The 20,316-nt window shown below is 37.7% G+C and carries 16 protein-coding genes; 12 read left to right on the plus strand and 4 right to left on the minus strand.

Annotated features, from left to right (window positions below):
- Positions 1 to 56 precede the first annotated feature (56 nt).
- From yidC to Q0948_RS14145, 8 genes are all read left to right on the plus strand, one after another.
- Positions 57 to 1,943, plus strand: coding sequence for a membrane protein insertase YidC (gene yidC, locus Q0948_RS14110; protein ID WP_035328358.1), 1,887 nt, complete (start codon positions 57 to 59; stop codon positions 1,941 to 1,943).
- Between the two features lie 170 nt (positions 1,944 to 2,113).
- Positions 2,114 to 2,623, plus strand: a complete 510-nt coding sequence (locus Q0948_RS14115; RefSeq protein WP_035328361.1) for a sigma-70 family RNA polymerase sigma factor — start codon at positions 2,114 to 2,116, stop codon at positions 2,621 to 2,623.
- Positions 2,610 to 3,047 (plus strand): hypothetical protein, encoded by a 438-nt coding sequence (locus tag Q0948_RS14120; RefSeq protein ID WP_298354118.1) that lies wholly within the window; start codon positions 2,610 to 2,612, stop codon positions 3,045 to 3,047. The genes Q0948_RS14115 and Q0948_RS14120 overlap by 14 nt, the downstream gene beginning before the upstream one ends.
- Before the next feature lie 19 nt (positions 3,048 to 3,066).
- A complete protein-coding gene (locus Q0948_RS14125) occupies positions 3,067 to 3,603 on the plus strand; it encodes a DUF4252 domain-containing protein (RefSeq protein ID WP_298354115.1) in 537 nt (178 codons plus the stop codon).
- 1 nt (position 3,604) lies between these two features.
- Positions 3,605 to 4,153, plus strand: coding sequence for a DUF4252 domain-containing protein (locus tag Q0948_RS14130; RefSeq protein WP_298354113.1), 549 nt, complete (start codon positions 3,605 to 3,607; stop codon positions 4,151 to 4,153).
- Positions 4,154 to 4,439: 286 nt separating this feature from the next.
- A complete protein-coding gene (locus tag Q0948_RS14135; RefSeq protein WP_298354110.1) occupies positions 4,440 to 6,833 on the plus strand; it encodes a zinc-dependent metalloprotease in 2,394 nt (797 codons plus the stop codon).
- A gap of 71 nt (positions 6,834 to 6,904) precedes the next feature.
- On the plus strand, positions 6,905 to 7,924 hold the full coding sequence (locus Q0948_RS14140) for a GntG family PLP-dependent aldolase (protein WP_298354107.1): 1,020 nt from the start codon (positions 6,905 to 6,907) through the stop codon (positions 7,922 to 7,924).
- A gap of 205 nt (positions 7,925 to 8,129) precedes the next feature.
- A complete protein-coding gene (locus Q0948_RS14145; protein ID WP_298354104.1) occupies positions 8,130 to 9,236 on the plus strand; it encodes an OmpA family protein in 1,107 nt (368 codons plus the stop codon).
- Between the two features lie 150 nt (positions 9,237 to 9,386).
- Here the strand turns inward: Q0948_RS14145 and Q0948_RS14150 are convergent, their stop codons facing one another.
- A complete protein-coding gene (locus Q0948_RS14150) occupies positions 9,387 to 9,710 on the minus strand; it encodes a YbaB/EbfC family nucleoid-associated protein (RefSeq protein WP_298354102.1) in 324 nt (107 codons plus the stop codon).
- 123 nt (positions 9,711 to 9,833) lie between these two features.
- Here Q0948_RS14150 and Q0948_RS14155 point away from each other — a divergent pair, with 123 nt between their 5' ends.
- The 3 genes from Q0948_RS14155 to Q0948_RS14165 all read left to right on the plus strand — a co-directional run bounded on the left by Q0948_RS14155 (position 9,834) and on the right by Q0948_RS14165 (position 14,465).
- Positions 9,834 to 11,894, plus strand: coding sequence for a S9 family peptidase (locus Q0948_RS14155; RefSeq protein ID WP_298354099.1), 2,061 nt, complete (start codon positions 9,834 to 9,836; stop codon positions 11,892 to 11,894).
- Between the two features lie 135 nt (positions 11,895 to 12,029).
- A complete protein-coding gene (locus Q0948_RS14160) occupies positions 12,030 to 13,070 on the plus strand; it encodes a PLP-dependent cysteine synthase family protein (RefSeq protein ID WP_298354094.1) in 1,041 nt (346 codons plus the stop codon).
- Between the two features lie 135 nt (positions 13,071 to 13,205).
- Positions 13,206 to 14,465, plus strand: a complete 1,260-nt coding sequence (locus Q0948_RS14165; RefSeq protein WP_035328391.1) for an aminotransferase class I/II-fold pyridoxal phosphate-dependent enzyme — start codon at positions 13,206 to 13,208, stop codon at positions 14,463 to 14,465.
- Between the two features lie 82 nt (positions 14,466 to 14,547).
- On the opposite strand, the gene Q0948_RS14170 is transcribed toward Q0948_RS14165, so the two are convergent.
- The 3 genes from Q0948_RS14170 to Q0948_RS14180 all read right to left on the minus strand — a co-directional run bounded on the left by Q0948_RS14170 (position 14,548) and on the right by Q0948_RS14180 (position 17,839).
- On the minus strand, positions 14,548 to 15,426 hold the full coding sequence (locus tag Q0948_RS14170; protein ID WP_298354091.1) for a mechanosensitive ion channel family protein: 879 nt from the start codon (positions 15,424 to 15,426) through the stop codon (positions 14,548 to 14,550).
- Positions 15,427 to 15,561: 135 nt separating this feature from the next.
- Positions 15,562 to 16,635: an endonuclease/exonuclease/phosphatase family protein gene (locus tag Q0948_RS14175; protein ID WP_298354088.1), complete on the minus strand. Its 1,074-nt coding sequence runs from the start codon at positions 16,633 to 16,635 to the stop codon at positions 15,562 to 15,564.
- Between the two features lie 67 nt (positions 16,636 to 16,702).
- Positions 16,703 to 17,839 carry a TlpA disulfide reductase family protein gene (locus tag Q0948_RS14180; RefSeq protein ID WP_298354085.1) on the minus strand — a complete coding sequence of 379 codons (1,137 nt, stop codon included), beginning with the start codon at positions 17,837 to 17,839 and terminating at the stop codon, positions 16,703 to 16,705.
- Positions 17,840 to 17,917: 78 nt separating this feature from the next.
- On the opposite strand from Q0948_RS14180, the gene Q0948_RS14185 reads away from it, so the two are divergent.
- A complete protein-coding gene (locus Q0948_RS14185) occupies positions 17,918 to 20,305 on the plus strand; it encodes a GAF domain-containing protein (RefSeq protein ID WP_298354082.1) in 2,388 nt (795 codons plus the stop codon).
- Positions 20,306 to 20,316 lie beyond the last annotated feature (11 nt).

The following is a 20,316-nucleotide window of genomic DNA, read 5'->3' on the forward strand; positions in this document are numbered from 1 at the left end:
AGAAAATCACGCTTTCGCGAAAGCGTAATCAAAAAACACCCACCTAAACAGGATTAATGAAAAAGAACTTTGACACAAATTCACTTATTGGAATGCTCCTTATGGGAGGTATCCTTTTATGGATCATCTACTTTAATAAGCCTACAGCCGAAGAGCTAGAAGCTGAGAAAGCGGCACAAACAGAGCAGGTAGAATCACAAGATACAGATGTAGCTAGCCTGCCAGTTGCACAAACAGCTCCTGCAGTAGCATCAGACTCTATTACAAATATTGCATTACAAAACAGACTAGGTGCATTTGCATACTCTGGCTCATTACCATCTGCAAAGGAGGGAGCAACCACTACCATTTCTAACGATGTTTTAGAAATTAAAGTGAGTAATAAAGGTGGATATATAACAGAGGTGAAGATGCTACAGCATAGCACTTATGACTCGATACCTGTATACCTTATTAAAGATGGTAACAGTACTTTTAATGTAAGTTTTAGTACGTCTGATAACCGTAATCTTAATACTAAAGACTTGTTTTTTGAGCCTAGTCTTTCTAAAAACGGTAACAACGATGTGTTATCTATGAAGCTTAAGGTTTCTAATAACGAGTACCTAGAGTATCGTTACGAGCTTAAGGAAGGCGATTATATGATGGATTTTGGGATGCGTTCTCAAGGACTTTCTACTAGACTTAACACATCAAACCCTATGCGTATGCAGTGGGATTTTAAAGGGATGCGTCACGCACGTAGCCAGTCTTATGAAAATAGATACACGCGTCTTACATACAAGTATGAAGAAGATAAAACAGATAAGCTTTCACCAGCAGGAGATGATGATGAGATAGAAGAGGATCTTGTGTGGATGAACTACCGCCAGCACTTCTTTAGCTCAATGCTTATCTCTGAGACACCTTTTAAAGAAGCGAGACTTACCTCAAAAGATCTTTATAAAGAAGCAGACGATAGAGATGAAGAAACCATATTTACAAAACAGTATGGATCTGACGTTTTACTAGAAGCCAAAAACGGAGAGCTAGACTACGCAATGCAGATGTACTACGGCCCTACAGATTACACAATCCTTAAGTCTTATGATCAAGGACTAGATGAGGCAATGCCATTAGGGTGGGGGATATTTGGGTTCTTAAATAAGTACCTCGTTATCCCTTTCTTTGGGTTCTTATCTGGATTTTTACCAGCAGGTATTGCTATTATAGTAATGACTATTGTTATAAAATTATTTTTATCTCCTGTACAGTATAAACAGTACACGTCACAGGCTAAGATGAAGATTCTTAAGCCAGAAATTGCTGCTATCTCAGAGAAGTATAAAGATAACGCAATGAAGAAGCAGCAGGAGACTATGGCGCTGTATAGTAAGGCAGGGGCAAGTCCCGCTGCAGGTTGTTTACCAGCGTTATTGCAAATTCCAGTGTTTTATGCGCTATTTACTTTCTTCCCATCTGCGTTTGATTTAAGAGGAAAAAGCTTCTTATGGGCAGATGATTTATCTAGCTATGATGAGATTGCAAAGCTTCCGTTTGAGATTCCTTTTTATGGTGATCACGTGAGTTTATTTCCTATACTAGCTGCAGTTACTATTTTCTTCTCTATGAGATTAACTACAGGTAACCAGCAAATGCAACAGCCTACTCAAGAAGGTATGCCAGATATGAGTAAGATGATGAAGTATATGATGTACTTCTCACCATTACTTATGCTTGTTTTCTTTAATCAGTATGCAAGTGGTCTGAGTTTATATTACTTTATTTCTAACTTACTTACTATAGGTATTATCTTAGTTATTAAAAACGTGATTATCGACGAAGAGAAGATAAGAGCAAAGATAGAAGTGAAAAAAGCTAAGCCTAAGAAGCAAGGTAAGTTTGCAAAGAAAATGCAACAAATGATGGAGCAAGCAGAGCAACAGCAGAAAAACAAAAAGTAAGCTGCTTCTTTATAAATATCATATCAAAAACTCCTACCTCTTCAGGTAGGAGTTTTTTTAGTTTTTATGGGGTATGAGAGCGCTTTCGCGAAAGCGTAAAAAGAAAATGTAACAACTGCTGTAACAAAACCTATGATGTATCGTCTTCCTAATAACTAACCAATTAATCGATGGACCAACACTCGTTCATAAAGCTTGTAAATCCTTTTAAGGATAAGATATATCGCGTTGCAAAGCGATTGCTCGTATCACAAGATGAGGCGCAAGATGCTACGCAGGAAGTACTACTGCGACTATGGACAAAGAGGTCTAAAATAAAAGAATATCGAAGTGTTGAAGCATTTGCGATGACGATGACAAAAAATTATTGCTACGATAAGCTTAAAGCTAAGGGAAGCAATAATCTTAAAATCGTTCATAACAATTATGAAGATCACTCAGGTAATACAAGCAAGCATATTGAGGTTGCAGATGAGGTCGCGTGGGTGTTTAAACTTATGGAAGACCTACCAGAGCAACAACGACTTATTGTACAAATGAGAGATGTAGAGCAAATGGACAATGCAGAGATTGCCGTGGCACTCCAGATGAATGAGACCGCTGTGCGAGTAGCACTCTCTAGAGCCCGCAAAAAACTAAGAGAAGAATTGATTAAAAAACGAAATTATGGAATCTCATAATATAGAGAAACTACTAGAAGATTACTTTGAAGGAAGTACCACGCTCCAGCAAGAAACAAAACTACGTGACTACTTTACGGGTGATAACGTGGCGCCACATCTTAAAGAGTATGAAAGTATGTTTACAGCATTTGCCGTAGCAAGTGAAGAGACTTATGATAGACCTATTGTATTACCTAAGCAGCACAAGCCTAGATATAGATTTATGGCAAGTGCAGCAGCAGCGGTAATAGTAGGACTAGTAATCTGGACACAAGGTACTCAGGTAGATAATCGTATCTCTACAAATTATGAAAACGAAGAAGTAGCCATCTTAAAAACCAAGCAAGCTCTTGGTATGATGTCTCAAATGATTAACAGTAGCACCACACAGCTGGATGTGGTAGAAGAATTTGACAAAGCCTCTAGCACCTTATTTAAATAAAAATCAAAAAACAAAGAAGATGAAAAAGTTAATAATGATAGCAGCTCTTGCATTAGTAACCCTAGCAAGTAACGCTCAGAGCCCTTTTGATAAGTACGAAGATCTTAAAGGAGTAAGCTCTATAGTAATGAACCAGAAGATGTTTAAGCTACTCAGTAAAGTAGACCTTAACTCATCAGACCCAGAGATGCAGCAGTACATAAACCTAGTAGATAATCTAGAGAATGTAAAAATGTATACCAGTGCAAATGCAGGTATAATGGACCAGATGAACGCCTCTATGAAAGGCTACATAGCAAGCAGCGGTTTACAAGAACTAATGCGAGCAAAAGACGATGGTAAGAATGTAAAGTTTTACTATAAAGAAGGAAGTAGTGAAGACTATGTAAAAGAGTTTGTAATGTTCTTAAACGGAAATATGGAAGGTGAGCAACGCGCTGTATTCTTTCAGGTAACTGGAAACATAGATTTAAAGCAAATATCTAAGCTAGCTCAAGACCTAGATTTTAAAGGGAGTGAAGCTCTTAAGGAAGTTCAAAACGCAAAAAAGTCATAATATGTATAACACAATAAAAACAGTAGTAGCAGCCTTTGCGGTGGTGCTCACACTTGCAAGTTGTAGTAATAAACAATCGTTGCAAGAGTATTATGTAGATAATCAAGAAAACGGCGACTTTATTCTTGTAGACGTACCTACTAGTTTACTAGGTAAAAATGTAGAGGCGTTAAGTGAAGAGCAGCAAGAGGTTTTTAAAACCGTGCGTAAAATAAACCTAATGGCATACCAGACTAAGTCTGGTGACACGGCAGCAATGCAAGTAGAGCGCGATAAGGTAAAAGACATCCTTACCTCAGATGATTATGAGGAGCTTATGAAAGCCAGCGGAGATATGGGACAAATGCGTCTCTATTTTAAAGGAGAAGAAGATGCTATAGATGAGGTGATCTTCTTTGGTGCAGATGATAATAAAGGTTTTATGCTTGCTCGCTTACTAGGTAATGATATGAATATAGGAGATATGATGCGTATGGCAGAGTCTCTAGAAAAGAGTGATATAGATGTATCACAATTTGGAAGCATTATGGAAGTTTTTGATAATAAATAAAGTCAAAAAATGTTGAACGCATAAGCCCTATTTGGCGATAGGCTTTCCATATATAGAGGTACCCGCAAGGGTGCCTCTTTTTTTTTGGAGTATATTCAGCAGGTGTATTTACAAGAGCAGTATCCCGCTTTACGTTGCAATTCCTCGGGATGGCACAGCCAGCCCTGCGGGATTTACACTACAATCGGGGCTAGCTATGAGATTTATAGAGTACTCCCTTAGTACCTTATAATTGGCAAGTATATTTTCATCTAAACGTGTATCTTAGACAACCTAATTTTACGATATGAAAAAATACAGCATTCTTGCCATTTGTTTATTAGTCGCAACCAGCACCTTTGCACAGTTTTTAGATTCAAAAAAAGATCTAGTAACCTCAAAAGGATTTTTCACACTGCATTATGATGAGAGTGATGATAAGATATATGTAGAAGTAGATAAGCTAGATGAAGAATTTTTATACGTACACTCACTGCGTACAGGCTTAGGAAGCAACGACATAGGTCTAGATAGAGGGCAACTAGGTGGTAATGCAGTAGTAAAATTTCAGAAAGTAGGTAATAAAATAATGCTGGTACAGCCTAATATGCGCTATAGAGCAAATACTACAAATGAGCTAGAACGCAAATCTATAGAAGAAGCCTTTGCAAAGTCTGTACTCTTTGGGTTTCCTATAAAAGAGCAAAAAGGAGGGAAGTACCTCATAGACTTCACACCGTTTTTACTAGAAGACACACACGGTGTAGCTGCGAGATTAAAACGTGGTAAGGAAGGTACTTATAAATTAGACAAAACAAGAAGCGCTATGTATATGGAGCGCACAAAGGCTTTTCCAGAAAACACAGAGTTTGAGGCGTTACTCACTTTTAAAGGAAGCCCAACGGGAAGAAACATACGCTCTGTTGCACCAGATGCAAAGGCACTTACTGTGGTACAGCACTACTCATTTGTAAAGTTGCCAGATAATAAGTACGTGCCTCGTCCTTTTGATCCTCGTGCTGGAGTAAACGCAACTACATACCTAGATTATGCAACACCGGTACAAGAGCCTATAATAAAGCGCTATGCAAACCGTCATAGACTGGAGAAGAAAAATCCTAATGCAGCTATGAGTGAAGCAGTAGAGCCTATTATCTACTACCTAGATCCTGGTACACCAGAGCCAGTAAGATCTGCATTACTTGAGGGAGCAAGCTGGTGGAATCAAGCATATGAGTCGGCGGGATTTAAGGATGCATTTCAGGTAAAAATGTTGCCTAAGGATGCAGACCCTATGGATGTGCGTTACAATGTAATACAGTGGGTACACCGTAGTACTAGAGGGTGGAGTTATGGAGCAAGCGTGCGTGACCCACGCACTGGGGAGATCATAAAAGGTCACGTAAGCCTAGGGAGTTTAAGAATACGTCAAGATTTTTTAATCGCTCAAGCTTTGATGAATAAGCCTTTTGCAGAGCGTGATGATAATTATGAGCCTATGCTAGAGATGGCGCTCGCAAGAATAAGACAATTAAGCGCTCACGAGGTAGGTCACACTATAGGGTTTGCACACAACTTTGCAGCAAGTTCAAACGGTAGAGCCAGCGTTATGGACTACCCGCATCCTACACTTACGTGGGATGGAAGTGAAGTAGATTTTTCTAATGCCTATGCAACAGGTATAGGAGAGTGGGATAAAGTTACTGTACAGTATAACTACGGAGTGGCTCCTAAGGGAGTTTCAGAAAAAGACTTTCTCAATACTATCTTAACTAAAGCAGAGCAAAGCGGCTTACGTTATATAACAGATAGTGATGCAAGACCGCAGGGAGGAGCTCACGCTAAGGCGCATCTATGGGATAATGGCGCTAGTGCTTACCAAGAGTTAGATAAGATGCTTGCTTTAAGAAAAGGAGCTATCACAAACTTCTCTGTAGATAACATACGTAGCAATGAGCCCTACTCTGTGCTTGAAGATGTATTTGTACCACTATATTTTTACCACAGATATCAAACTGAGGCAGCGGTAAAAATGGTGGGAGGTCTTGAGTATAACTATGCTGTAAAAGGAGATAATAATCTTGACGTTACAAAAATTCTTGACGCTGGTGAGCAAAAAGCAGCGCTTAGTAGTGTTTTAATAACCTTAACTGCAACAGAGCTGGCTATACCTAAAGACAAGTTGGCCTTATTCCCTCCTCGAGCACAAGGGTATGGGAGATCACGTGAAAGTTTTAAAAGTAATGATGGCGTAGGCTTTGATGCTTTAGGCGCTGCAGCAACAGCAAGTGATATGACGTTGTCACTGCTTCTTCATCCAGAAAGAGCAAACAGACTTGTGCAACAGAAGGCGATAGACCCGTCTCAAATGGGACTTGATGGAATGCTCTCTACGCTTGTAAATAGCACCATATTCAGCAACGAGCAAGATTCTTATAAAGCAGGAGTACAACAAACTATAAATTACAATGTACTTAAACATCTTATGAATCTTTCGGCGCATAGTAAGTCTATACCACAGACTAAAGCTTTTACGAGAGCACAGCTTAAACAGGTGAGAGCAAAACTCGCTAGTCAAACTACAGATGCAAATGCGGCATTTATGGTAGATGAAATTGAGACATTCTTAAAAGCACCAGAAAAGTTTAAGGTGTTACCATCACCAAAAATTCCAGATGGATCACCTATAGGATGTATGTAAGTACGCTTTCGCGAAAGCGTAAACTTAAAACTCACCACCACATATTATAATTATATCATACACTAGAATTAATGAAAATAGATTTACGCTCAGATACACTCACAAAGCCTACTCCGGCTATGCTCGATTTTATGATGAAAGCACAAGTGGGTGATGATGTTTACAAGGAGGACCCTACAGTAAACGAGTTAGAAAGTCGCCTGGCTAGAATGTTTAAGATGGATAGCGCTCTATACTTTCCTACGGGGAGTATGGCAAATCAAGCAGCCATTAAGTTACACACACAGCCAGGAGAGCAACTTATAGCAGACCAATATGCGCACGTTTATAATTATGAAGGAGGAGGAGTATCCTTTAATAGTGGCGTGTCGTGCAAGCTTATTAATGGCACTAGGGGTATGATAACTGCATCCCAAGTAGAGGCAGCTATAAATCCGCCAGATTTTTATCATAGTCCGCTCACAACATTAGTGTGTCTAGAAAACACAACAAATAAAGGTGGAGGAGCTTGTTATGATCTAGAAGAGATAAAGAAAATTAAAGCAGTATGCAATAAACACGGTTTAGGTTTACACCTAGATGGTGCAAGATTATGGAATGCTCTTGTGGCAAAAGGAGAGGAGCCATCTAGTTATGGAGAACTATTTGATACAATATCTGTGTGTCTTTCAAAAGGTCTTGGAGCGCCTATGGGATCTGTATTAATAGGCAAGCAGCAATTTATGGATAAGGCAATGCGCGTGCGTAAAGTTTTAGGCGGCGGTATGCGTCAAGTAGGTTATATGGCGGCTGCAGGGCTGTATGCGTTAGATAATCACGTAGATAGAATGGTAGAAGATCACCAGCGAGCGCAAGAGATAGCAACTTTATTAAAAAGTCAAACTTACGTTAAATCTGTTGAGCCTACAGAAACTAATATTGTCATATTTAACCTTAAAGAAACAATTAATGAGACTTCATTTGTAAAGTATCTTTTTGATAATGAGATAGCTATAAGTGATATGGGCCAGGGTAAATTAAGAATAGTTACTCATTATGATTATAATAAAATTGCACACGCCCGTGTTCTAGACGTTTTAGGCAGATTTTGAGCGATTTATCATAATTAGAAAAATCACTAAAAATGCGTTAAGACGTGGAGATTGAGTTTTTTTGTGTTGTTGGTCGTTTTAAACGTGTATTTAATCCTTTTTAAACTTTCTTAAAAAAAAGTTAACGTCTTTATAAGGGAAAGCGGTTATTTTTGTACTTTTAAAATTGAATTCCAACACTTTAATCTTTTAACTATCAATTATTATGAAGAAAATTTTATTTTTATGTGCATTAGTAGGATTTGCATTTGCAAATGTTCAAGCACAAGATTTACCTACAAATCCAGAACCAGGTAAGTGTTACGTACGTTGTACAACTCCAGACATCTATGAGACTCAGAGTGTACAGATCCAAAAAACACCTGCTTACAAAGTACTTAAAGTAGTACCAGCTCAATACGATACAGTAACTGAGCGTGTAATGGTAAAAGAAGCTTCTAAGCGTCTTAGAATTATACCAGCTACTTACAAGACTGAAACAGTAACTTATGTAAAGAGTACTTCAGGTTCTTCTTTAAGAGTAGTTCCTGCTTCTTTTTCTAACGATTCTGAAACTATCGAAGTTAAGTCTGCTTACGCGCAGTGGGAATTAGGTGCTCCAGCTCCTGATTGTGCTTCTTCTAACCCAGACGATTGTCGTTACTGGTGTTACAAAGGATACCCAGCTGAGTATACTACAGTATCTAAGCGTGTACTTGCTGCAGATGCAACTGTACAGTCTACTCCAGGAGGTTCTGCAAACGGAACTTACACTAAGAGAGTTGTTGATCAGCCTGCAAGCGTAGTAGAAGAAGAAATTCCTGCTGAATTTGCAACTATCACAAAAACTGTTCTTGTAAAAGATGCTACTACTACTGAAGATGTAGTACCTGCAACTTTCAACACTGTTTCTAAAGAAGTTCTTAAGCAAAAAGGTGGTCTTACTACTTGGAGAGAAGTTGAGTGTGCTCTTGTTGAGTACCAAGCACTTCCTATCAACTGGAATACTAACTCTGCAACTTTAACTCCTGCTGCAAAAAACATTATCGATACTAGATTAATGCCATTACTTGCTGAAAACCCAGGTGTAAAATTAGAGATCGCTTCTCACACAGATTCTAGAGGAGCTGCTTCTTCTAACCAAGATCTTTCTGAGCGTCGTGCACAGTCTGTAGCAAACTACCTTATCTCTAAGGGAGTAAACAACAGTCTTCTTGTAGCAAACGGATTTGGTGAGCGTAAGCTTAAAAACCGTTGTGCAGATGGTGTTTCTTGTACTGAGCGTCAGCACGCTGCAAACCGTCGTACTGAGTTCCGTCTTATCAACAACTAAGACTTACATTAGCACTAGCTAATCAGTTATATATTAAAGCGCCTTCATAATGAAGGCGCTTTTTTTTGCTTTATACTCAAATAAGTGATTATAACAAAAAAGGCAACCACGGTATGTGGTTGCCTTTTTTAATGCATAATATATATTGTATTATTTAAACATATCCATTCCTGGTATATTAGGCATACCTTCCTTAGCAACGGCAGCCATTTCTGTGTCGTGTATACCTTGTGCCTTTTCTAGTGCCTTATTAAGGGTTAATACAAGATAGTCCTCTAGTTGTTCTTTATCTTCAAGTAACGCTTCATCAAGGCTAATCTCTTTTATACGTCCACTTGCTGTAACAGTAGTTTTAAGCAATTGGTCTGACGATACTTCGTCTATTAAAACTGTTTTAAGTCTTTCTTTTGTTTCTTCAGCTTTTGCTTTGGCTTCTTGTAGTTTTCCCATTAAGCCCATCATATCTCCAAACATAAGTATTGTTTTTAATCATTAGTGAGTACAAAGTTATTAAAAGCTTTGATGACCTATTTCATACAAGCCAGAATTGTTAGACAGATGGGTTGTACTTTTGCATTTCTATAAAATATAAAGCTCTTGATAAAAAATAATATACCACCTGTAGCCAAAAAAATCGCTGTTCAACTAGAAAAGCATAATGATACCCGAGTAGATGATTATTTCTGGATGAATGAAAGAGATAGTCCAGAGGTGTTATCACATCTTAAAGAAGAAAATAGGTATTATGATGAGATGACGTCCCATACCAAAGCTTTTCAAACTGAACTTTTTGAGGAGATGAAAGGTAGAATAAAAGAAGATGATACCTCTGTACCTTATAAGCATAATGGATACTGGTATTATAGGCGTTTTGAAACAGGTAAGGATTACCCATTATATTGTAGAAAAGAGGGAAATTTAGATGCCCCAGAAATCATCGTTTTTGATAATAATGAGATGGCTTCTGGTCATTCATATTTTAGTCAAGCTAGTTACTCTGTCTCAGAAGATAATACCATTGCAGCTTACGGTGTTGATACTGTAAGTAGACGCCAGTATACCATACGTTTTAAGAACCTCCTTACTGGAGAGATATTTAGTACAGAAATTAAAAATACAACCGGTGGTGCTGTATGGGCAAATGATAATAAAACTGTCTATTACTCTAGAAAAGACGAAGAGACACTGCGCTCTAATCAGATATTTAAACACACATTAGGTACAGATCCTAGTGAAGATGTGCTTGTTTATCAAGAAGACGACGAGACTTTTTATACATATGTCTTTAAGTCAAAGTCAAAAAAATATATTCTCATAGGTTCTGACAGTACGATGACGAGTGAGTTTAGATTTGCATCTGCAGCCCGAGGAACAACAGATTTTAAAGTTTTTCAAGAGCGTACACGAGGTCTTGAGTATGCAGTATCGCATTATGATAACGCGTTTTATATACAGACTAATAAAGATAAGGCTACTAACTTTAAGGTAATGAGAACCCCAGAAAACCAAACAGCGATGCAGCACTGGGAAGACCTTATACCTCATAGAGAAGACACGCTTATAGAAGATGTAGAGATTTTTAAGGAGTACTTAGTGATAAGTGAGCGCAGCAACGGGTTAAATAAGATAAGAATCAAAAGCTGGGATGATAGCGTAGACTATTACCTTCCTTTTGATAATGAAACTTATGATGCATACCCTACGACAAATATAGATTTTGATACTCCGGTACTCAGATATGCCTACAATGCTCTAAATACGCCTGCATCTGTTATAGACTTTGATATGAAAACTCAAGAAAAAACGGTTCTTAAAGAACAAGAAATTCTGGGTGGTAATTTCTCAAAAGATAACTATAAGATGGAGCGCATCTGGGCACCTGCTCAAGACAGTGCAAAAATTCCAATCTCTATCGTTTATCATAAAGATACAGTACTAGATGGAAACGCTCCGCTATTACAATATGCATACGGAAGCTATGGAAGTACCATAGATCCATCCTTTAGCAGTATACGTCTTTCTCTGCTTGACAGAGGTTTTATCTATGCCATTGCCCATATACGAGGTGGTGAGTATCTAGGTCGTAAATGGTATGAAGATGGAAAACTCTTAAAGAAGAAAAACACTTTTACAGATTTTATAGATGTTTCAAAACATCTAATAGCACAAAATTATACGTCTTCAAAACACTTGTATGCCTACGGAGGGTCTGCCGGAGGGTTGCTTATGGGTGCGGTAATAAATATGGCACCAGAGCTTTACAACGGGGTCATTGCTGCTGTTCCTTTTGTAGACGTAGTTACAACAATGCTTGATGATACCATACCACTCACCACCGGAGAGTATGATGAGTGGGGTAACCCTAATGATAAGGAGTTTTATGAATATATGAAGAGTTACAGTCCATATGATAACGCTTTCGCGAAAGCGTACCCAAACTTATTAGTAACAACAGGATATCACGATAGCCAGGTGCAATATTGGGAGCCAGCCAAATGGATTGCAAAGCTAAGGGAGAATAACACTTCTAATAACCAAATCATCTTTCAGTGTAATATGGATGCAGGTCACGGCGGAGCATCAGGACGTTTTGAGGCTCTAAAAGAGGTGGCGCAAGATTATGCGTTTTTGCTTGATTTAGAAGGGGTTACTAAGTAGTGGTGAGCGGTGTTGTTTATAACTGTGTGGAATAGAACCCATAAGAAAGAACTTATTTTTAAAAATTATGGTACTTTTGCCCTGTTTTGAGCACAAGTTTTAACCAGAAACCGCTCAAGGCGCTAACCTAGATATATGAACAAGGACTTAAATGTTTATGATAACGCGTTACAACTTATAGGTAACACACCACTCATAAAATTAAATAGCATTACGGCAGACTTTGATGGTGAATTTTTAGCCAAAGTTGAAGCTTTTAACCCAGGCCACTCATCAAAAGATCGTATAGCACTTCACATTATAGAAGAAGCAGAGCGTACGGGAGTACTTAAACCTGGTGATACCATTATAGAAACTACATCTGGTAATACAGGTTTTAGTATTGCTATGGTAAGTATTATAAAAGGTTATGAGTGCATACTCGCTGTAAGCTCAAAATCTTCTCCAGATAAAATTGATGCTCTTAAAGCAATGGGAGCAAAGGTGTATGTATGCCCGGCAAATGTAAGTGCAGACGACTCTAGATCTTATTATAGTGTAGCAAAAAGACTGCACGAAGAAACTAAGGGTTCTGTATACATTAATCAGTATTTTAATGAGCTCAATATAGATGCTCATTACTTATCTACAGGTCCAGAAGTGTGGAATCAGACAGAAGGGAAGATTACTCACCTCATTGCTTGTAGTGGTACAGGTGGCACAATATCTGGTACGGCTAGATTCTTAAAAGAGCAAAACCCAGAGATAAAAGTAATAGGAATAGATGCTTATGGGTCTGTGATTCAAAAGTATCACCAGACACGTGAGTTTGACGCTACAGAGATTTATCCATACAGAATAGAAGGTTTAGGTAAAAACTTAATACCTACAGCTACAGATTTTGACGCTATAGACGAGTTTGTAAAAGTAAGTGATGAAGAGGCAGCACATAGTGCTAGAGAGATTGCGACCAGAGAGGGGTTATTTGTAGGTTATACAAGTGGTGCCGCTATACAAGGTTTAAAGCAGCTTGCTGCACAAGGGGAGTTTACAAAAGATAGTAAAGTAGTTATCATATTTCCAGATCACGGAAGCCGCTATATGAGTAAGGTCTTCTCTGATAAATGGATGAGTGACCAAGGCTTTTTTGATAGTCAAAATGAAGAAGCTGTCGCAACTATAGAATACATAAAGTAATCTAAAATATTACGTATATTTAAACTCCTACCTCGTGTAGGAGTTTTTTGTTTTTGGCAATCATACTATTAGATTTTACTGTTAGGTAAAAATGTCAAAATTGTGTACTTTTGCACCTGTTTTCAAAACAAGCATATGAAAGATTTATTTGATAAAATTTACAAGGATAAGGGACCATTAGGTAAATGGGCATCAGTAGCAGAGGGATATTTTGTATTCCCAAAGTTAGAAGGGCCTATTTCTAACCGTATGAAGTTTCAAGGGAAAGAAGTGATCACGTGGAGTGTAAATGATTATTTAGGTCTTGCAAATCGTCCAGAAGTAAGAGCAGTAGATGCACAAGCAGCTGCAGATTATGGATCTGCTTACCCTATGGGTGCTCGTATGATGTCTGGTCACACAGAGCTACACGAGCAACTTCAAAATGAGTGTGCAGCCTTTGTACAAAAGGAAGCAGCTTACTTACTTAACTTTGGTTATCAGGGCATTATGTCTACTATAGACGCGCTGGTAGGTAAGGATGATATCATTGTGTATGATGTAGATACCCACGCTTGTATTATAGATGGTGTGAGATTGCATATGGGTAAACGTTTTACCTACAAGCATAACGATATGGCAAGTATCGAAAAAAATCTTGAGCGTGCTACAAAAATGGCAGAACAGACAGGTGGTGGAATCTTAGTGATTTCTGAAGGTGTGTTTGGTATGCGTGGAGAGCAAGGAAAACTAAAGGAAATAGTTGCTCTTAAGAAAAAATTTAACTTCCGTTTACTTGTTGACGATGCACACGGTTTTGGTACACTAGGTGCTACTGGTGCAGGAGCAGGTGAGGAGCAAGGTGTTCAAGATGATATAGATGTATACTTTGCAACGTTTGCAAAGTCTATGGCATCTACAGGAGCATTTATTGCTGGAGATCAAGAAATAATAGATTACTTAAAATATAACCTACGTTCACAAATGTTTGCAAAGTCACTGCAAATGCAACTTGTGGTAGGAGCACTTAAGAGATTAGATATGCTACGCTCTATGCCAGAACTTCGTGAGAAGTTATGGGAGAATGTAAATGCATTACAAGGTGGTCTTAAGGAAAGAGGTTTTGATATAGGTACAACACAATCTTGTGTAACACCAGTATATCTTAAAGGATCTGTGCCAGAAGCAATGGCACTTGTAAAAGACTTACGTGAGAACCACGGAGTATTCTGTTCTATTGTTGTATACCCTGTAATACCTAAAGGTCTTATACTTCTTAGAATGATACCTACGGCATCACATACGCTTACAGACGTAGAAGAAACACTTAATGCTTTTGAAGCGATACGTGAGCGTCTTGATAATGGAACGTACAAGAGACTTTCGGCAAAGGTGGCAGAGGCTTTTGGAGCTTAAGTCTTAAGCATAATAAAAATTAAAACCCGTTACTAGTTATAGTAACGGGTTTTTTTATGCTTTCGCGAAAGCGTAATAACAACTATTCACTTTCACTTACCATTGATAGTTTGTTATCAAATTGCAGCGTTCTTATAGGGAATGGAATATTTACATCATTTGCATCAAATGCTTTTTTAATAGCTAGCATCCCTTTGTGCTTTGCTGTGAGCTTCTCTTTTCCGTTTTGACAGTCTACCCAGTAACGACATACAAAGTCTATAGAACTGCCACCAAAGGCCGTGTAAAAGAATTCTACCTCCTCATTAGATCCATCTTGTGCAAATGTATTATTAATGGTCTCTTTAGTAAGCTTTTCTACCATCTCAAGGTCAGACTCATAGCCTACACCACATTCTATAACAATACGTGCGCGGTCTGTGATAGAGTAATTCTTTAGTGGATTATCTGTAATCGTTTTGTTAGGAATGATTACAATATTGTTATCTGGTTCACGTAGGCTAAAATTATTGAGTTTTATGTCTTCTACATAGCCTGTATATCCACTCGTTTCAATCCAGTCACCTATATTAACTCGTTTTCTAAAGGAGAGTATAATCCCTGCAATACCATTTGCAAGCGCTCCTTGTAGAGCCAGACCTATAACGAGTCCAGATACACCGGCACCAGCTATAAGTGTGTTGAGCGTTTTATCAAGATTAAGAACGCCTAAGGCAAGAAATAAGCCTACAAGCACAACGATTACGGCAAGGGCTCTACCTATAAGTTTTGTAATAGACTTTTGCGGTACATACTTCTTTACTACCTTTTGTGAGTACTTGTTTACTAGGCGTGATACAAAGTATGCGATCACAAGTACAAGTATAGCGACTGCTAGATTAGGAAGGTTTCTTATAAATGCTTCTACCCATCCCCATAATTTGGTTGATAGATTATTTAATGATTCTGTTATTTTATCCATTAGGTTTTTTTCTTTGGTTTAAAACCAAATTACCGTCAAATGTTAAAATTTCTATCTCATTTAACCTTCATTAACTAGTAAATATGGGTATTTCTAAAAAAAATTAAGAAAAATAGGAGTGCGCTTTCGCGAAAGCTATCTCGTCGCCTCTAGCTCTTCTTGCTCTGCAATGCGGGCAGAAATCCTCCCATCTGCTATGATCTCTTTGATGTCTTGAACTTCTTCTTTTGACATACTAGGGTTAGGAACGTCTACATCTACAAGCGGGAAAGCGATGTTATAATACATCGCAAAATGATCTGAACCAAAGCGTGGTAAACGCTTCATCTGGGTGACGTGCAAATCCTTTGAATAAAATAAATGATCTAGCGGAAATCTAAGCAACCAGTAGTTTGCGTGGAAGGATGGATACAACCCTCTTCCTACACGTGGGTCAAGATATCCTGTCATTTTACTAAAAAGGCGTGAGGTTTTAGACCATACCACATCATTGAGATCACCACATACTACGGTAGCGTCTTGTGACTCTCTACATTTTTTACCCACAAGCATAAGTTCTGCATCCCGTTCTTTTGACGTTTCATTTTCTGTAGGGCTAGGTGGAGCAGGGTGTATTGCTATGAGATTGAATAGCTGGTTTGCGTAGTTTATCTCACAATGTATGGAAGGAATATCCTTTTCTACTAGATAATGTACATCTGCACTCTTAAAGGGAATTTTAGAATAGATATGCATCCCATAAAAGTTATCTAGCGTAGCTTTTACAGTATGTATATACTCTGGAAATGCCATAGAGATAGCGTCATCCCACTTTTGGTCTGACTCCATCGTAATAAATATATGAGGCTTGCTTTCTTTTATGAGTTCTATAAAGGCATCATAATGTGTATTAGTTTGTAAAACGTTTGCTGTGACCAGCGTGAGTTGTTCTTTGTGAAATTGCTGCTTAGGCTTACGTCTGTGATAAAATGGCGTGTATGGTCTTATAAGAATGACCTGGTATAGTAGTACAGCAGCAATGGCAGTAATAGCAATTATTTGCAAGACATTAAATTGCTTCCAGAAAATAAAAGCAAGGGCAATGAGTATAACTTGTATAACAGCCGTTTGTAATCGCACAAAATCAAAAAACCTAACGGTCCAGTGAGATTTAGGCAAAAGTGGTAGCAGTGGTGCTACAATAAACAAACAGATAAGCCCTATTAACATAGTAGTAAATGTAAACAGGCTATATGATATTTACTATATTTTTTACAATACTTTGTGACGACAGCTTTTAGCTCTCGCCTAAAAGCTCTTTCATTTTTGCACCTAGGGCAGACCCTCTAAGGTCTTTTGCGATAATAACTCCATTCTCATCAAGTAAAAATGTAGCTGGTATTGCACGCACACCATAGCTTCTAGGTATTGGGTCTTGCCAGTAGTTTAAGTTAGAGACGTGGTACCAGTCCATTTTATCATCTTTAATAGCTTTTTTCCACCTAGCATCTTGCCCTGGTCTATCTAGAGATACACTTATAATGTTAAGTCCTTTATCGTGATACTGGTTGTATACATTTACAACATTAGGGTTTTCCATACGACAAGGTCTACACCAAGAAGCCCAAAAGTCTATGATCGTGTACTTTCCTAATGCATCAGATAAGGAAAGTTCTTTACCTTCTGGAGTCTTTGCGCTAAACTCTGGAGCTTTGTTACCCACACTAGCCAGAGCACTTGCAATACGTTGTGATTTGAGCTGTGCGATATAGTTTTCTACACTTTCACCTATAGGAGAATCTTGTATGTCTTTTGATAGGCTCTGGAAATAGGCATCAGACTCTTCTACCTTAAGAACTTTTGCATTAATAAGATCAGATAGAGCTATAATTGAGACCATCTTGTCTGTATTATTCTCTACTACGGCTTTTTTATCAACAATAAATTGCTCGTCTATGTCTGAAATTTTTTCACGCATAAGAGTGACCATTACGCCATCTGTCTCACGTTGCGCTTTTTGCATTTCTTTAATGTATTGTTGTTTTTTTACAGCAGTCTGTCTAGCGCTATTTCTGTAAGAATTAAATAATTCATTTTCTAAACTTCCTGTCACAATTGATGCGCCTAGACTATCTTTGTACAATTCTACAGTAAGAGGTTTTGCGTCCTTTACTAGTAAGAGTTGGTTATTTGGTTTTCCTTGGCTTAAGATTAAAATGCCTGTACCGTCAGTAATAGGTTTTTGAAAAGTAAACTTTTCTGCTGTTACAAGAGCAGTATCTACAGCTACACGTTTATTGTTAGAACCTAATTCTTCTAAGTAAAGCTCAGTGCCATCAGGCATTCCAGCAGCGGTACCTTGTATTGGAGAAATGTCATTATTCCCACAAGAATAAAGTAAGAAAAGTACGGCTATCGCTACTAATTGTTTCATAAATGATTATTTTAAGTAACAAAAATAAGAATAGTGCGTATAATAAAGAAAGAAAGAGGGCTATAGAAGCCAGAAGTTATGAAAACGAGTATGCAATTTAAAAATCAAGATTTTCCGTTGGACCTACGTTTTAGCGTGGAGAAGCTTATGGCGCACTACACGCAAGAAGCAGCAACAGATCATCTACAGGCTCAAAATAGAATTAAAGAGCTTACTCAAATAACACAAAAGTTTCCAGAGCTTGTAACAGGTATAAGCGATCTAGACAACTTATCACAATATCAAGAGCAGATAGATAATTTACTCTTAGATCTTTTTCCTGCAGTATTACAAGGCAATGAGATAAAAATAGTCTCAATGCCATTTCAAGAGACGGTATTACAATCTACAAAGCGATATAAGTCTATTATAGCTAGCGGAGGTGAAGAGTATACTCCAGAGATAACAAACTTTGATGATAACCATTATTATATAATGGGGTGCAGCATTATCTTAATGCAGTATTACGGATATAAGATTGATTTTAGAAGGCCATTTTATTACGAGATACCAGATGCAAGTGGTATGACACGTTCATATAGAATGCTATATAACGGAGACTTTGTAGGTATAGAAAAAAAGCCAGAAACTCCAGAAATCACAGAAGAGGATGTTGCCGTGTTACTAGATAACTTTGATAACATAGAGGTGTGGAAAGAAAAATTCCCTTCTCAAGGTTATATTTTTAAGGGCTTTGTAATTGCAAATCTATATGATGCTACGGTAGATGTATCCATATCAAACCTAAAATCTGGTCTATTACAATATGACCAAGAGAACACAAACTTTACAGAAGATTTTCATAAAATCTTTCAGGCAATATTCAATTTACCAGAAATCCAAATAGGTTTTTCTAACTATAATGAGCAAGAAGGTAAATTTGAGCTGGTACCCCTTAAAAAAATAAACAGCTATATCCTTTATGGTGAGACTGAGGCTACCTGTACATCTGCACTCTGTACAGGATCATATGACGCCGTTTTTAAGACAGGTAAGTATTTTGCAGTTTCAGACATCAACCATCATCATAAAAGTTTTCCAGACATCAAGATGTATGAAAACTTTAAAGATCAAGGTATAGGGAGTGTGATTCTTGCCCCTGTGAGGTATAAGGGCAAGTTACTAGGTATTTTTGAGTTAGCTTCTCCTAATGTAGGTGAGCTTAACACTATTAATGCAAATAAGCTAGAAGATGTAATGCCTTACATTGTAGAGGCAGTAGTTAGAAATAAAGAGCAGCAAGAAAATGAGATAGAACTCATTATTCAAAATGAGTGTACCTCAATACATCAGAGTGTCTATTGGAAGTTTGAGCAAGAGGCAAAACGCTTCTTAAAGTTGCAAGCTCAAGGAGATGCAAATGTTCAGTTTAGAGATGTTGTTTTTAAGGATGTATATCCGTTATTTGGTCAGATTGACATAAAAGGGTCATCAGAGTCACGTAATAAAGCAACCCAAAAGGATATCTTGTTACAGCTAGATAAGGCTATAGAAATTCTAAAAGAAGCGCGTAGCATTGAGAATTTACCCATATATGAGCAACTAGAGTTTAATCTTAATGAGTTTCTAATTGAAACTACTGAGCAACTTGAGGTAGACAGTGAGCGTAAAATACTTAACTTTTTAAAAGAGAATATACGCCCATTATTCAGTCATTTATTAAAACGCAGTGATAAGCTTAAATCACTCATCACATCATATAGAAGCCAGATAGAAGATAATCTAGGGCTTGTGTACCGACACCGTAAAGAGTATGATGAGTCTGTTATGTTGCTTAACAAGCGTATGGCGGCCGTACTCGAAAAGAAGCAAAAAACGGCTCAAAAAATGTATCCACACTTTTTTGAATTGTTTAAAACAGATGGAGTAGAGCACAATATGTACCTGGGAGAGTCTATAACAAAAGACGATAGCTTCAATAAAATTTACCTCTATAATTTACGCTTGTGGCAACTACAAGTAATGTGTGAGATGGAAAATGAACATTTCTCGCTTTCGCGAAAAATGGATCACCCACTAGAAGTTGCTTCTATGATATTAGTTTTTAACACCTCATTATCGGTACGTTATAGAATGGACGAAAAACGTTTTGACGTAGATGGTACTTATAACGCAAGATATGAAGTTGTAAAAAAACGTGTAGATAAAGCTTATATAAAAGGCACTCAAGAGCGTATTACACAAGCTGGTAAAATTACCATCGTGTACTCGCAATATGAAGACGAACAAGAATACTTACGTTATATAAAATTCTTGCAGACCAAAAATTATTTAGGATCTGAGATAGAGATACTTAAGTTAGAAGATTTACAGGCTGTTACTGGCCTCAAGGCATTACGCGTTAACGTACTTTACGCTCAGAAAAAGGGAAAAGCAAAAAAGAGCTTCTATACCTATGAAGATCTTATGGAAGAGATAAAAGCATAAATAATATATCT

The sequence above is a fragment of the uncultured Dokdonia sp. genome (assembly GCF_947496725.1).
Classification (GTDB): Bacteria; Bacteroidota; Bacteroidia; order Flavobacteriales; family Flavobacteriaceae; genus Dokdonia.

Excerpts from the sequence above, each read along its gene's own strand:
- yidC (WP_035328358.1), top strand. The coding sequence starts at position 57 with ATGAAAAAGAACTTTGACACAAATTCACTTATTGGAATGCTCCTTATG.
- Q0948_RS14115 (WP_035328361.1), top strand. The coding sequence starts at position 2,114 with ATGGACCAACACTCGTTCATAAAGCTTGTAAATCCTTTTAAGGATAAG.
- Q0948_RS14120 (WP_298354118.1), top strand. The coding sequence starts at position 2,610 with ATGGAATCTCATAATATAGAGAAACTACTAGAAGATTACTTTGAAGGA.
- Q0948_RS14125 (WP_298354115.1), top strand. The coding sequence starts at position 3,067 with ATGAAAAAGTTAATAATGATAGCAGCTCTTGCATTAGTAACCCTAGCA.
- Q0948_RS14130 (WP_298354113.1), top strand. The coding sequence starts at position 3,605 with ATGTATAACACAATAAAAACAGTAGTAGCAGCCTTTGCGGTGGTGCTC.
- Q0948_RS14135 (WP_298354110.1), top strand. The coding sequence starts at position 4,440 with ATGAAAAAATACAGCATTCTTGCCATTTGTTTATTAGTCGCAACCAGC.
- Q0948_RS14140 (WP_298354107.1), top strand. The coding sequence starts at position 6,905 with ATGAAAATAGATTTACGCTCAGATACACTCACAAAGCCTACTCCGGCT.
- Q0948_RS14145 (WP_298354104.1), top strand. The coding sequence starts at position 8,130 with ATGAAGAAAATTTTATTTTTATGTGCATTAGTAGGATTTGCATTTGCA.
- Q0948_RS14150 (WP_298354102.1), bottom strand. The coding sequence starts at position 9,710 with ATGTTTGGAGATATGATGGGCTTAATGGGAAAACTACAAGAAGCCAAA.
- Q0948_RS14160 (WP_298354094.1), top strand. The coding sequence starts at position 12,030 with ATGAACAAGGACTTAAATGTTTATGATAACGCGTTACAACTTATAGGT.
- Q0948_RS14165 (WP_035328391.1), top strand. The coding sequence starts at position 13,206 with ATGAAAGATTTATTTGATAAAATTTACAAGGATAAGGGACCATTAGGT.
- Q0948_RS14170 (WP_298354091.1), bottom strand. The coding sequence starts at position 15,426 with ATGGATAAAATAACAGAATCATTAAATAATCTATCAACCAAATTATGG.
- Q0948_RS14175 (WP_298354088.1), bottom strand. The coding sequence starts at position 16,635 with ATGTTAATAGGGCTTATCTGTTTGTTTATTGTAGCACCACTGCTACCA.
- Q0948_RS14180 (WP_298354085.1), bottom strand. The coding sequence starts at position 17,839 with ATGAAACAATTAGTAGCGATAGCCGTACTTTTCTTACTTTATTCTTGT.
- Q0948_RS14185 (WP_298354082.1), top strand. The coding sequence starts at position 17,918 with ATGAAAACGAGTATGCAATTTAAAAATCAAGATTTTCCGTTGGACCTA.